The organism is Staphylococcus sp. FSL W8-0304, assembly GCF_038006565.1.
Lineage (GTDB): Bacteria > Bacillota > Bacilli > Staphylococcales > Staphylococcaceae > Staphylococcus > Staphylococcus epidermidis.
In genome coordinates this window covers 968,850-981,570 of the sequence record NZ_JBBOVL010000001.1, presented here as the reverse complement: position 1 = coordinate 981,570, position 12,721 = coordinate 968,850, and the positions used below count along the sequence as shown (strand labels likewise).

15 protein-coding genes are annotated in these 12,721 nt (G+C 31.2%); 5 read left to right on the top strand and 10 right to left on the bottom strand.

The window, feature by feature from the left end; all coding sequences use genetic code 11:
- Positions 1-144: 144 nt before the first annotated feature.
- The gene (gene yfkAB / locus NST35_RS04555; RefSeq protein ID WP_002458544.1) at positions 145-1,287 is read left to right on the top strand and encodes a radical SAM/CxCxxxxC motif protein YfkAB; all 1,143 of its coding nucleotides are present in this window, start codon (positions 145-147) and stop codon (positions 1,285-1,287) included.
- A gap of 135 nt (positions 1,288-1,422) precedes the next feature.
- Here the strand turns inward: yfkAB and NST35_RS04550 are convergent, their stop codons facing one another.
- The 3 genes from NST35_RS04550 to NST35_RS04540 form a co-directional block, all read right to left on the bottom strand.
- Complete coding sequence (locus NST35_RS04550) at positions 1,423-1,953, bottom strand: acyl-CoA thioesterase (RefSeq protein WP_002447436.1); 531 nt, start codon at positions 1,951-1,953, stop codon at positions 1,423-1,425.
- A gap of 80 nt (positions 1,954-2,033) precedes the next feature.
- Positions 2,034-3,275, bottom strand: a complete 1,242-nt coding sequence (locus NST35_RS04545) for an aminopeptidase (protein WP_002458545.1) — start codon at positions 3,273-3,275, stop codon at positions 2,034-2,036.
- 1 nt (position 3,276) lies between these two features.
- Entirely contained in the window at positions 3,277-3,492 is a 216-nt protein-coding gene (locus NST35_RS04540) for a DUF1128 domain-containing protein (protein ID WP_001830421.1), read from the bottom strand.
- Between the two features lie 141 nt (positions 3,493-3,633).
- Here NST35_RS04540 and NST35_RS04535 point away from each other — a divergent pair, with 141 nt between their 5' ends.
- From NST35_RS04535 to NST35_RS04525, 3 genes are all read left to right on the top strand, one after another.
- Positions 3,634-4,098 (top strand): low molecular weight protein-tyrosine-phosphatase, encoded by a 465-nt coding sequence (locus NST35_RS04535; protein WP_002458546.1) that lies wholly within the window; start codon positions 3,634-3,636, stop codon positions 4,096-4,098.
- A gap of 7 nt (positions 4,099-4,105) precedes the next feature.
- The gene (locus NST35_RS04530) at positions 4,106-4,390 is read left to right on the top strand and encodes a YtxH domain-containing protein (protein ID WP_002447438.1); all 285 of its coding nucleotides are present in this window, start codon (positions 4,106-4,108) and stop codon (positions 4,388-4,390) included.
- 405 nt (positions 4,391-4,795) lie between these two features.
- Entirely contained in the window at positions 4,796-5,974 is a 1,179-nt protein-coding gene (locus NST35_RS04525; protein WP_002458547.1) for a YihY/virulence factor BrkB family protein, read from the top strand.
- 56 nt (positions 5,975-6,030) lie between these two features.
- Here the strand turns inward: NST35_RS04525 and vraR are convergent, their stop codons facing one another.
- The 5 genes from vraR to map form a co-directional block, all read right to left on the bottom strand.
- Complete coding sequence (gene vraR, locus NST35_RS04520; RefSeq protein WP_002473914.1) at positions 6,031-6,660, bottom strand: response regulator transcription factor VraR; 630 nt, start codon at positions 6,658-6,660, stop codon at positions 6,031-6,033.
- A complete protein-coding gene (vraS, locus tag NST35_RS04515; protein WP_002447441.1) occupies positions 6,650-7,696 on the bottom strand; it encodes a sensor histidine kinase VraS in 1,047 nt (348 codons plus the stop codon). The genes vraR and vraS overlap by 11 nt, the downstream gene beginning before the upstream one ends.
- Positions 7,693-8,394 carry a cell wall-active antibiotics response protein VraT gene (gene vraT / locus NST35_RS04510; protein ID WP_340747267.1) on the bottom strand — a complete coding sequence of 234 codons (702 nt, stop codon included), beginning with the start codon at positions 8,392-8,394 and terminating at the stop codon, positions 7,693-7,695. The genes vraS and vraT overlap by 4 nt, the downstream gene beginning before the upstream one ends.
- Before the next feature lie 14 nt (positions 8,395-8,408).
- Positions 8,409-8,795: a hypothetical protein gene (locus tag NST35_RS04505; protein ID WP_002458548.1), complete on the bottom strand. Its 387-nt coding sequence runs from the start codon at positions 8,793-8,795 to the stop codon at positions 8,409-8,411.
- Positions 8,796-8,952: 157 nt separating this feature from the next.
- Positions 8,953-9,708, bottom strand: coding sequence for a type I methionyl aminopeptidase (gene map / locus NST35_RS04500; RefSeq protein ID WP_002447444.1), 756 nt, complete (start codon positions 9,706-9,708; stop codon positions 8,953-8,955).
- Between the two features lie 173 nt (positions 9,709-9,881).
- On the opposite strand from map, the gene NST35_RS04495 reads away from it, so the two are divergent.
- On the top strand, positions 9,882-10,868 hold the full coding sequence (locus tag NST35_RS04495) for an FUSC family protein (RefSeq protein ID WP_002447445.1): 987 nt from the start codon (positions 9,882-9,884) through the stop codon (positions 10,866-10,868).
- A gap of 151 nt (positions 10,869-11,019) precedes the next feature.
- Here NST35_RS04495 and isaB read toward each other — a convergent pair whose 3' ends face one another.
- Both isaB and NST35_RS04485 read right to left on the bottom strand, forming a co-directional pair.
- Entirely contained in the window at positions 11,020-11,556 is a 537-nt protein-coding gene (gene isaB / locus NST35_RS04490; RefSeq protein ID WP_002447446.1) for an immunodominant staphylococcal antigen IsaB family protein, read from the bottom strand.
- Positions 11,557-11,995: 439 nt separating this feature from the next.
- On the bottom strand, positions 11,996-12,721 hold the full coding sequence (locus NST35_RS04485; protein ID WP_001832482.1) for a type 1 glutamine amidotransferase: 726 nt from the start codon (positions 12,719-12,721) through the stop codon (positions 11,996-11,998).

The window sequence follows — 12,721 nt, the reverse complement described above, 5'->3', positions numbered from 1 at the left end:
CCTTTTTACTTGTATTTACTACGATAATATTATCCTAACAGAATTTGACAAAAAGCGATATAATCATAATAATATTCATTGTACATTTTGCACATAATCAAAACAAAGTAGATGGAAATTTTTTAATTTTAGGAGTAATAAATTATGATAATATCAAACAAATCCCCTATTTCTATCAACAATGATCCATGGGAAGCATACAATGATATTTTAGAACATAACCAATTAACATTGAGTAATATAGAATTTACAACTACAAATTTATGTAATATGCGTTGCAGTCATTGTGCAGTTGGTTACACTTTACAAACTAAAGATCCTGATCCTCTCCCAATGGATATCATCTATCGACGTTTGGACGAGATACCTAACTTAAGAACATTGTCTATTACAGGTGGAGAACCCATGTTTTCCAAAAAATCAATCAAAAACGTCGTTAAGCCTCTACTTAAGTATGCCAAACATCGTGGTATTTATGTTCAAATGAATTCAAATTTAACTTTACCTCAAGACCGGTATTTAGATATTGCAGAATACATAGATGTTATGCACATTTCACATAATTGGGGAACCATTCAAGAGTTTACTGATGTTGGCTTTGGTGCAATGAGAAAACAACCTCCTCTAAAAGCCAAGTTAAAATTATATGAGCAAATGCTTGAAAATTCCAGCACTTTATCAGACCAAGGCATGTTCGTTTCGGCAGAAACAATGCTTAATCAAAACACAGTCCCTTATCTAAATAAAATACATAACGAAGTGGTAAATGACATGAAATGTAGCCGTCATGAGATTCACCCAATGTATCCATCTGATTTTGCCAGCCAATTAAATGTATTATCTCTTAAAGAAATGAAAGAAGCTATTCATCATTTATTAGATATACGTGATGAAAACACATGGATGTTGTTTGGTACTCTACCTATCTATCCTTGTTTAAATGATGAATATGATCAACATTTATTGCAACGTTTAAGAAAATCAAAGAATGTTACAATGAGAAATGACCCTGATGGTCGTAGCCGTTTGAATGTTAATGTATTTACTGGCGATGTTATTGTGACTGACTTTGGTGATGAAAATGGTACAATATCTAATATACAAAAGGATAAATTGACAGATGTTTTCAACCAGTGGTTAAACACTGATCTTGCACAATCTTTAAATTGTCATTGTCCAGAATATCACTGTCTAGGTCCAAATGTTTTAGTTAAAAATATGTATTACCCAAATACTGATTTCAAGAAAAAAGAACAAAAAATGCATCAATATCAAATATTTTCGTAACTAATTTTGGTATAAACAAACAGTAACCACTCTATGTAGTTTTCAACATTCATAGGGTGGTTACTGTTTTATTAAAAAAGAAAACTTTATTGTTAAACTTATATTATCTTATCATTTAAATTAATTACTAAATTCTTACTTTTCGATATGTCTAACTCTAGATAAATATTCAATTGTATCTATACTTTCTTTACGACGTTCTTTACGTCTAGCAACACGTTGTGGTGCAGTTTCATGGAACCATTTTTCTACAGATGTTTCAGGTTCAACATCAGGTACTGATGTTGGCTTTCCATCACTATCTAATGCTACAAAAGTTAAAAAACTTAAAGCAGCCAAATGGCGCTCGTTCTTATAAACATCATCAATAACAATTTGAACACATATCTCCATTGAACTTGTTCCAGCATAAGAAACCATTGCTTCATATGATAAAATATCTCCTGTTGTAATAGGTCTTAAAAAGTCAACAGAATCTGTTGATGCAGTAACAACTGGGTTCCCAGCGTGCTTCATAGCAGTAATAGCAGCTATTTCATCTATATTTGCCATTAAAGTTCCACCGAACATTGTGTGATGATGATTGGTATCTTGTGGATATACCTGTCTTGTTTTGACGCATTTAGCATCTGACATTTTTTTGCTTTTTCTATTTGTGTTAGCCATAAATCATAATCTCCCCAATTTATAATATTTAAACAAACTCCCAATTCATTTTAATAAATTGATTGTTTATTCCACTTATACTATTTAGCCCAATTTCCATTTTTAAAAACTAATTCTTTTGTTTCATCTTGCAATATCCCATAAATTGTTAAATCAGGACTACCAATCATGAAATCTTCATGAATATTGGAATCATTAAGTCCATTTGTAATTTTTTCTTCTGTAGTCATTTCAGTACCACCTTTGATATTAAAACTATAAGCTGACCCAATAGCTAGGTGGCATGATGCATTTTCATCAAAAAGAGTGTTATAGAATATTGTGCGTCGATTTGATATTGGTGAATCGTCGGGCACTAGTGCTACTTCCCCTAATCTACATGCACCTTCATCAGTTGCAATCAAATCTTTAAGTAATTTCTCACCTTTTTCTGCTTTGACATCAACTATCACACCATCTTTAAAAGTCAATGTAAACCCGTCTATAATGTTACCATTAAGATTTAAAGGTAATTTGTTTGTTACATATCCATTAACATTGTTTCTATCTGGAGCTGTAAAAACTTCTTCTGTAGGGATATTAGCAATAAAAGGTTGACCGTCCCCATTTACATAACTTGTTGCATCTTCCCATATGTGTCCTTCAGGTAACCCTACTATTAAATCCGTGCCTTCTGATATGTAATGTAAAGCTTGATAGTTTTTCTCTTGTAATCGTTTAGCGTGAACACTTAAATCTTTAACATGTTTTTCCCAATTTTCAATTGGATTTTGTCCATCTACACGAACAATATCAAATACTTCATCAATGAATTTAATATATGCCGATTCAACATCCAACTCAGGATAGACACGATGTGCCCAATCTCGCGTAGGAAAAGCAGCCACTACCCATGGAAACTGGTTTTTTTGACTTGCTTCCATATATGGTTTAAATCCTTTTGAGTATACAGTTTGATACGCTTTTAACTTATGCGCGTCTATTCCACTTAATAGCTCTGGATCTTCAGCAATGAGTGCCAAGTTCGCTGCACCACGATTAACATAATCAAGACGCTCTTCAATATCATATTGTTTGAGTTCTTGGTTTTCAAAGTGTTCAACTGATTCGTTTTCAAATTTTAATCTTTTTAATCTCGGGTCTGTGTAACTCACTCGAACATCTTCTGCCCCTGCTTTATATGCTTCCTCGACGATTAAATGAGTTAATTCTAAAGCTTCGACAGATGAACGTATAAATACTGGTTGATGTGGCTGTACATTCATTCCCACTCTTACTAATAATTCTGCATATTGTTTTAACTTATTATGATAACTCGTCATATTAATCCTCCATATCTTGTCTAAGTTGTCCTAAATGGTCCGCAATGGCCGTAACCTCACTAGGCGAGAATGAATCTTTAGACATTACGAATTCATATATTTCGCTTATGTCTTGATGAGGTGTTGATTTAAATTTTTCCGGATTAAGTAACGCTTGATTTACAATATTTAATTTTTGTCTAATATTAGAAATCATTTCTTCATTAGATAATGACATTTAATTCACCTCTTTAGTTCAATATTCTATCAAAATATCATATTTTGTTAAACTTTGATAGAATTTGAGGTTAAGTACTTTCTTATTGTTTAGATAGTATATAAAATGGGCATATAAATACATAGTTTGGAGTGAATACTTATGATACATGTAGCATTTGTATGTCTAGGTAATATATGTCGTTCTCCAATGGCTGAAGCTATCATGAGGCAAAGACTACAAGAAAGAAGCATTTCAGATATAAAAGTTCATTCTAGAGGTACAGGACGTTGGAATTTAGGCGAACCTCCACATAATGGAACACAAAAAATTCTACAGAAGTACCATATTCCTTATGATGGTATGGTGAGCGAACTTTTCGAACCTGATGATGATTTTGACTATATTATTGCTATGGACCAAAGTAACGTAGACAATATCAAACAAATCAATCCAAATTTACAAGGACAATTGTTCAAATTGCTAGAATTTAGTAACATGGAAGAGAGTGATGTACCAGATCCATACTACACTAATAATTTTGAAGGTGTTTTCGAGATGGTGCAATCATCTTGTGATAATTTAATTGACTACATCGTAAAAGATGCAAATTTGAAAGAGAGGTAATTCAACTATGGAAAATAAATTAGTACCTGGTATTTTAATTGGTGCCGTAATTGGTGGCGCGGCTGCTCTTGCTGATAAATCTACACGTCATTCTTTAAAACAATCATTCAAAGACATCAAAGAAGGAAATCGTACACGTAAACCTTCAAAAATAAGTAGCATCAAAGATGAAGTAATGTATTGGAAGGATACATTAGAAGAAATACGTCGCAATAATCCTGAATTAGAACGTTCAATTAAAGATGCTAAAGAAACTTTTGTAAATCGTAAAAATCAACGCTTAGGTAAATAAACTTTTAAATACGTAGCATTTTCTGAGAAAGTAGGACTTCAATTGGAAAATGTAGGCATATAAGTTTATGATATTCAATGACTATGAAGTGGAACGGAATTCATTCTAAATGAATTCTGCTCCACTCTTTTTATCTTTGTTGATTATAAACTCTACATTGATTGTTAAACTTTGACTCGCCCTTGTTTAATACTTTAACTCGTGTTTAAAACTATAAATCAATATTCAAAAACTATTGCCTTTCTATTTAATTTAGGCCAAAATAATCATTGAGTGTTAAAAATACATTACTTTTTAAAGGGTATTAGATTTATCATATATAAATAAAACCATTTTTGTTTTACTATACCGCAAATATGGGAATACAAGTTTAAATGTAAAACATAAAAAGCGAAGGAGATTGTTATGTCAAAAAAAGAGAAAACAACTTCTAAATATCTTAATTCAATAGAAGATAAAGAGCATAAAAAGAATAAAAAAATAGAAGTTGACCGTACATATATAGAACCGCAAGAATTCCAATCGAAGAAACCTAAAAAAAAGAATCAAGTATTTTTTGTTTCTCGGCTGAATAAACCAGCAAAATACACCGAAAACTCTAATTTCTTTTCCTACCTTATTTATAGGATAGGTAAAGATGACGCTGCAGGTTTAGCAGCACAGATGACGTATCATTTTGTATTAGCACTTTTCCCAATGCTAATTTTTTTACTTACGCTACTTGGTCAATTCATCACGATTGATGCTAATCAGATTAATCAAAAAGTAAGTCAATATGTCCCTGATCAAGAAACAGCTAGTATCGTTGGCGGAATTGTTAAAGATATCTCTGACACTGCCAGTGGAGGTATTTTGTCAGTTGGGTTAATTTTAGCTATTTGGTCAGCATCAAATGGAATGTCCGCTATCATTAACTCATTTAATGTTGCTTATGACGTTGAAGATTCTCGAAACGGTATAGTAGTTAAATTATTAAGTATACTATACACACTTGTTTTAGGTGCAGTATTTGTTGTTGCTGTTGTACTTATTACACTAGGTCCAGTCATTAATAAATTTTTATTTGGACCACTAGGTATTGATAATCAAATTGAATGGATTTTTAATTTAGTACGAATTGTTATTCCATTGATTATTATTTTCATCATATTTACTGTACTTTATTCAGTTGCACCTAATGTTAAAACAAAATTACGTTCCGTTATTCCTGGCGCTATTTTCACTTCCATTATTTGGTTACTAGGGTCGTTTGCATTCGGTTACTATATTTCAAACTTTAGTAACTATTCGAAAACATACGGAAGTTTAGCTGGTATTATCATTTTATTCTTATGGTTGTATATCACAAGCTTTATTATTATTATCGGTGCTGAAATCAATGCAATTATTCACCAAAGAAAAGTCATAGCTGGTCACACACCTGAAGAAGCTGCTATTAAACATGAGGATAACAATGAAAATCATTATAACGAAAATACGACTTATGAATACTACAAAGATAATAAAGATGTAGATATTTCTAATGAAGATGATACTTATAATATCAATCATCAATCTAAAGAAGAACATCACACAACCGACTGATAATATCGAAAGGCGAAAGTATCGGTAGATGCACCGTTACTTTCGCCTTTAATAATTTATTGAATTAAATTATGCTGAAACGCATAGATTACTGCTTGTGTTCGATCTTGTACTTCTAATTTACTCAGTATGTTACTTACATGAGTTTTTACTGTTTTGATGGTGATATGAGAGGCGCTTGCAATCTCTTGGTTAGAGTATCCTTTAGCTATAAGTAATAAGATCTCCATTTCTCTTTCTGTTAACATTTCATAAAGCTCGGCACGTTTTTTCATACGGTTGCGCATTTTTACTAACACTTCTGGTTCAAATACTGATTCACCTTCATACGTTTTACGCACAGCGTCAGCTATATCACTTGCACTTGTTGTCTTTAAAATATAACTATCTACTCCAGAATCAAGTGCACGATAAACTTCTTTATCTTCTATAAAGCTTGTTAACATGACTACTTTAATTTGAGGTAAATCTTTTTTTATTTCAGTAGTAGCTTCTACACCATCCATATCGTCCATAAGTAAATCCATTAAAATTAAATCTGGTTTTAGCTCATGCGCTTTAGTGATAGCCTCCTTACCAGAAGCACCCTCACCTACTACTTCTATATCTTCTTGTGTTGAAAGATAGCTTGAAATACCGATTCTTACCATTTCATGATCATCAACAAATAAAACTTTAATCGCCACTTGAATTCTCCTCCTTATTCAATGGTGCCTTAACTTCAATTCGTGTACCTGAATCAGGTAAAGATACAATATGAAACGTCGCACCAATTTCTAACGCTCGTTCTCGCATATTTTTTAAACCATAACTTTGTTCAAATTTTTCATCTACATTAAATCCTTTTCCATTATCTTGAATTCTTAGTAAAAGATAATCCTCTTGATTAAATAATTCCACAGTTACTTTCGTACCATTTGAATGTCTCAATGTATTTGAAATAGCTTCTTGTGTAATTCTGAACAAATGATCTTCAATACCTTTTGGCACTTCAAAATCTTGAATTTCATGCAAAACTTTCATTGGTACTTTCTTTTGTAAATCGATGACTAAATCTTTAATACCTTCACCTAGAGACTTATCTTTTAAACCTATCGGTCTTAAATGTAACAACAAAGCTCTCATTTCAAGTTGTGAGTCTTGAACCATTTTTTCAAGAATTGGTATCTGTTGATTTAAAGGTGGTTCTAATTTCGACTCTTTTATTGCCGATAGCATCATGCTCGCAGCAAATAATTGTTGGCTAACAGAATCATGCAATTCCCTTGCAAGTCGTTGTCGCTCATCTTCGATAATCTTTTTGACTTTTACATCATTAATATTGTAGTTTTCATTAGTTAAATTCTGAGTCTTCATTCTAAGTCGATGTAATTCTTGATTTAATGGAACTAGTGTATGATAAATATCTATAGTTTCTGTATATAATTCGATATTTTGATCATTGATACCTACTGTTTGTCCTTCTATTGATCTTTCTATTTGGGAAATAATCCAATCATTTTGTTGATTAATTTTATAAGCTAAAACAGATCCAACTATAATACATAAAAAAACAATTAATAAATTTAAAAATAGAAAAACAGGTATTCCAAATATTTGTGTATAAAACATCCCTTGAAAAAAGATAATATTTACAAACACTTTATCAATAAATAAAAAAGCAATAAGCATACTATATACTAATATAAGCATTGAGCCTATAGCTCTTATGTAGTGATTCATCTGTAAATCACCTCTACGTCTCCAATGAATGATGAAACGTAAACATTAACAGTATAATTATCATCTTTCGTTTTTTCTTCAATTTGAACATGGTTATTCTCAATCTTATAAGATTTATCATTCACATAAGCAGTACCGTAGAAGAGAGTCGCATGTAAATTTATATTATAATTAAGAGGTACAACTACTTGTACTTTACCTAAAATATGACGCACAACTATGGTATTTGTTTCCTTAATATTTGCTGCTTTTGTCATATCAATGTGTATGTCTCCTATACCGTGTTGAATTTGTACGTCTTCCCATTTATATACATACACTGGTGTATGTTGTTCACCAAACCATTTTTGTTTAATGAAAATGGGTGATGTGATGTCTTCATCTGTAGCAATCACTTTTAAAGGTCTAAACTTATAAACCAAGTAACGTATGATGACTACAATTAAAAAGACAAATAGAATAATAATCGTGTACTTATTAGACAAAAGTGTAAAAGCAATTAATATAGTTCCTATCCAAAAAGATAATAGTCCTCTAACTTTATGGAAATACACATATCCTACATATACAAGTACACATCCTAATAGGAGTACTAGTAAAAAGCCAATTTTCTCAAAAAATATATAATAAAAATTGGCAATAATCATTAAAGCAGTAAAAATAATCAACATTTCAGTTGATATATATTTGCGTGTCATATTTCGCCACCTTTCTATGCTACAGCACTCATATGATATATAAAGTGGAATGCTTCTTCAGTAGTTATTTTCATTCTAGATTGTAAATTTATATCCGCTTCAATTCTCGCATAATAAGACTCAGCATTATTTAATTGTGATTTAATCATATCAATATCATTATCATGTATTTCCTCAGCACAATAGATTGCTTGATTGTTTACTAAATCTATATATTTATTTTCTAATGAGAGCGTGAGGGTGTCAATTAACTTCTTTAGTTGTAATCTTTTTTCTCTTAAATAATTAATATAAGTATCAATATTTTTAATTTGCTTATCTAATGACATTTTATAGTCATTGATACTTTTTTTAGTAATACGTTTTATAAATTGTTGTAAATATGAATCTAAAATATTCAATGATATCACCTCGTCACTGATTAAGCTTTATTATAAAACAATTCCGAAACCTAATGAAATAGGCTTCGGAACCATATACGCTTCATACTTTAGTCTGACGAGATATGAAAAAAGTAAATCATAATCTTAAATTCTAATTTGAATTACTAATATTTAATTAATCATCAATCTTAGTTGTAAGTAACGGACCATCTTTAGTTACTATAACCGTGTGTTCAATTTGGGCGACATAACTTTTATCCTTAGTTTCAAATGCCCATTCATTTTTACCTTCAGTTACAAATGTAGCATGTGTTGATATGAATGGTTCTACTGCAATGACTTGCCCTTCTTTTAATAATGTTTTATCTTTAGGATCAAAATAATTCATGACATGATTAGGTGCCTCATGAAGTGATTGTCCAACACCATGTCCAGTTAAATTCTTAATCACAGTCAAGTCATTTTGTCGTGCCGTTGCATGAACAGCTTTTCCAATATTACTCAATTTTGTACCTGGTTTCACCTTTTTCATAGCATTTTCAAAAGCCATTGTGGCTACGTCACAGACCTTTTGCTTAAGAGGTTGATCTGATTTCCCTACAACAAATGAAATACCAGTATCAGCATAGTACCCATTTTTTAAAGCTGATACGTCAATATTAACTAGGTCACCTTCACGAATTACTCGTTTACCAGGGATTCCATGCGCGACCTCTTCGTTAACACTAATGCAAGTTTGACCTGGGAAGTTTTCATCATGAATAGGCGCTGAAATCGCTCCATGCTCTTCAAATAAATCTTTGGCAATGTGATCTAATTCACGGGTAGTCACTCCAGGTTGAGTAGCTTCTTTCATAGTATCTCTGACTTTTGCACAAATGTAACCTATTTCTTTTAACGCTTGTAATTCTTCATCAGTTTTAACAATCATTTTATCCCGTTCCTTTATAAATTATATTACATCTTATTATAGCAAAAATTTTTTGATATACTAAATATGAATGTATAACGATTCGTAATAGTTAAATTAATTTTCAAAGAAAGAGAATTTGTCTAAAGTAAAGTCTTTTCGAATTTCCTTTTCTTAAGAGGAGTCAGTATGATATGAATGATAAATGGTATAGACATATAATTGGAGCGCGAACTATTAAAACTGGTTTGGCTACTTTTTTTACGTCTTTATTTTGTATGTTGTTAAACCTCACTCCAATTTTTGCCATACTTACTGCAATTGTTACAATTGAACCTACTGCTAAAGCATCATTAAAAAAGGGGTATAAAAGGCTACCAGCAACAGTTATCGGTGCGTTATTTGCTGTTGTCTTTACATATGTCTTCGGTGATCAATCGCCGTTAAGTTATGCTTTAAGTGCTACATTTACCATTTTGATTTGCACTAAACTTAATTTACAGGTAGGAACAACTGTTGCAGTATTAACTTCCGTTGCGATGATTCCAGGTATACATGAAGCATATGTATTCAATTTCTTTTCACGGTTACTTACAGCTCTTATAGGGCTTGTTACGGCTGGATTAGTCAATTTTATCATCTTACCACCTAAGTATTATCATCAACTTGAAGAGCAATTAGCCCTTAGTGAGAAAAAAATGTATAATTTATTTTATGTACGCTGTAATGAGTTATTATTAGGAAAATTTAGCTCAGAGAAGACTAGTAAAGAATTATCAAAATTAAACATAATTGCTCAAAAAGCTGAAACATTAATGAGTTATCAAAGAGATGAACTTCATTATCATAAAAATGAAGATAATTGGAAATTATTAAATCGCCTTACAAATCGCGCTTATAACAACCGTTTATTTATTTCACATTTATCTAACATTATTTATTTACCCAAACATACGTCTATTGCATTTGATGCTAATGAGAAGATAGCATTGATTAATATTAGTAATAGTATTAATGGCATCATTCAAAAAGGAAGCTTTACACGTCAAAAAGAATCTATTGCAACATTAAAGTCTTCTGTTAAACAGATGGATGAGTTTGACCAAAATCAAATGAAAAGTACACTCATATATGAAATTCTACTCATATACAAAATTTTAGATTCACGTTATGCAAAATAATATGACGTTAAAAATAATTACTTTATTACCTATTCAAAAAATAATTAAATATGATACAAAGCCGTAGAACAAAGTTTATCTACGGCTTTCTTGATACATATAAATATACGCATAAATCTCGTTAACGCTTTAAATTTGAATGTTTGGCAAACTATTCGTCTACACCTTCACCTATCGTCACGCTCGTAACAAATCCTTGTGTCACTTTGTATTGTAATTTAATCATTTTACCATGATACACATATATACCGTCTTCTGGATATTGTGAATCACTGCTTGTATGTGGAATATGATTCAATCTCTCTTTTGGGTATGCATCTTTCATACTTTCAAGTGATAGTGATTGATTATTAATACTGAAACGTACACTTATCGCTGTATGATTGCTTGTAGCTCTGATTTCTTGATCATAAATCTTTTTGTATTCAATATCATTAGTATCATCTTGTTGAATCTGATAACCATTAATATTTAAATGACCATTATCTAGAGAAGTAATAAATTGAGGTTGAGTTAAAAATGTTGGATTTTTACCTGCCTCACCTTCTAATGAAAAGCTATGAGATTGTTTGGTTTCGTTTGTTTGATGATGCTTTTCTAAGTAAGTATGTGCTTGTGCGACATGTGAAAACGGAAAGGCTAACGTTAAAGCAGCTAGAGTCAATGACGTCAATTTAAAAATCTTCATATTTTCACTCCTATATTTATTGTATGGTTCAATTACAGTTTAACAACTATTATATGTTTCAAAGTATTTTTTTCGTAGATAATAGAAATTAGCACTTGAGTGTCAATGTTTCAAGGTCAATGAACATTAACGTTTCCTAAATGTATATCAAAAAGTGCTACGTATTCATATAGAAGAAATTGTTTTTTCATCTCAACACATCCCACTTTCCACATTTTCTTTAGCGTTTTAGAAGAAAATACTCATCACTTCGTTCCTGACCTTTTGTTAATTAACATCTTCATAAGTTATTTACAATTCAGTCAATGGCTGCTAATACGTTAAAATGCCTCTAGAACATGCATTGATGTTCTAGAGGCATTAATATGATAAGTCTTTATACTAATAATCAATTATTGTCATGATTAACAATCATTATTAAAAATTAAGTTGTATTGAGTTATTTTTTATTTTCTTTTGCACGTTTAATCAGAACTTGCTTAGCAGCTTCTTCCTCGGTGTTATCAATCTTTTTAGGCTCAAATAGTATCCCTTTTCTTTCACATGCTTTCTCAAGTAGATAATCAGTTATTTCATGATTTTTTGGTAAAATTGGGCCGTGAAGATAAGAACCTAATAGATTTTTATAGTGTATACCTTCTTTTCGATCGTTATCATTATTACCATAACCATACGTTACTCGACCTAATGTTCCATACGGATGATATGTTCTACCACCATGATTTTCAAATCCAACAATCGTGCCAAAAGTATCACTCTCTATAATGATATCTCCAGTTAAGCGTTCTTTTTTAGACTCGGTATAGAAGTCAAGAACACCCAATCCTTCTAACTCGGTACCATCAGGAGTAATATACTTATGACCTAAAAATTGATAACCACCGCATATAGTTAACCCAGGCATACCATCTTCAATTGCATTTTTTAACGACGTTTTAATCTTACTTAATTCCTTTGTGGCAAGCGCTTGTTCCCTATCACTCCCACCACCAATGAAGAAAATATCGCAATCATCAAATGTGACTCCTTCAGTCTCATTGATTTCTTTAACATTTATCTTAATATTTCTTTTTTTAGCTCTTTGTTTTAATGCCATGATATTACCAATATCACTGTATAAATTAAGCTTATCTGACATGAAATGATAAACCGTTAGTTCATTCAT

Excerpts from the sequence above, each read along its gene's own strand:
- yfkAB (WP_002458544.1), top strand. The coding sequence starts at position 145 with ATGATAATATCAAACAAATCCCCTATTTCTATCAACAATGATCCATGG.
- NST35_RS04485 (WP_001832482.1), bottom strand. The coding sequence starts at position 12,721 with ATGAATGAACTAACGGTTTATCATTTCATGTCAGATAAGCTTAATTTA.
- isaB (WP_002447446.1), bottom strand. The coding sequence starts at position 11,556 with ATGAAGATTTTTAAATTGACGTCATTGACTCTAGCTGCTTTAACGTTA.
- NST35_RS04550 (WP_002447436.1), bottom strand. The coding sequence starts at position 1,953 with ATGGCTAACACAAATAGAAAAAGCAAAAAAATGTCAGATGCTAAATGC.
- vraT (WP_340747267.1), bottom strand. The coding sequence starts at position 8,394 with ATGACACGCAAATATATATCAACTGAAATGTTGATTATTTTTACTGCT.
- NST35_RS04540 (WP_001830421.1), bottom strand. The coding sequence starts at position 3,492 with ATGTCATTATCTAATGAAGAAATGATTTCTAATATTAGACAAAAATTA.
- vraS (WP_002447441.1), bottom strand. The coding sequence starts at position 7,696 with ATGAATCACTACATAAGAGCTATAGGCTCAATGCTTATATTAGTATAT.
- NST35_RS04525 (WP_002458547.1), top strand. The coding sequence starts at position 4,796 with ATGTCAAAAAAAGAGAAAACAACTTCTAAATATCTTAATTCAATAGAA.
- NST35_RS04545 (WP_002458545.1), bottom strand. The coding sequence starts at position 3,275 with ATGACGAGTTATCATAATAAGTTAAAACAATATGCAGAATTATTAGTA.
- NST35_RS04530 (WP_002447438.1), top strand. The coding sequence starts at position 4,106 with ATGGAAAATAAATTAGTACCTGGTATTTTAATTGGTGCCGTAATTGGT.
- NST35_RS04495 (WP_002447445.1), top strand. The coding sequence starts at position 9,882 with ATGAATGATAAATGGTATAGACATATAATTGGAGCGCGAACTATTAAA.
- NST35_RS04535 (WP_002458546.1), top strand. The coding sequence starts at position 3,634 with ATGATACATGTAGCATTTGTATGTCTAGGTAATATATGTCGTTCTCCA.
- map (WP_002447444.1), bottom strand. The coding sequence starts at position 9,708 with ATGATTGTTAAAACTGATGAAGAATTACAAGCGTTAAAAGAAATAGGT.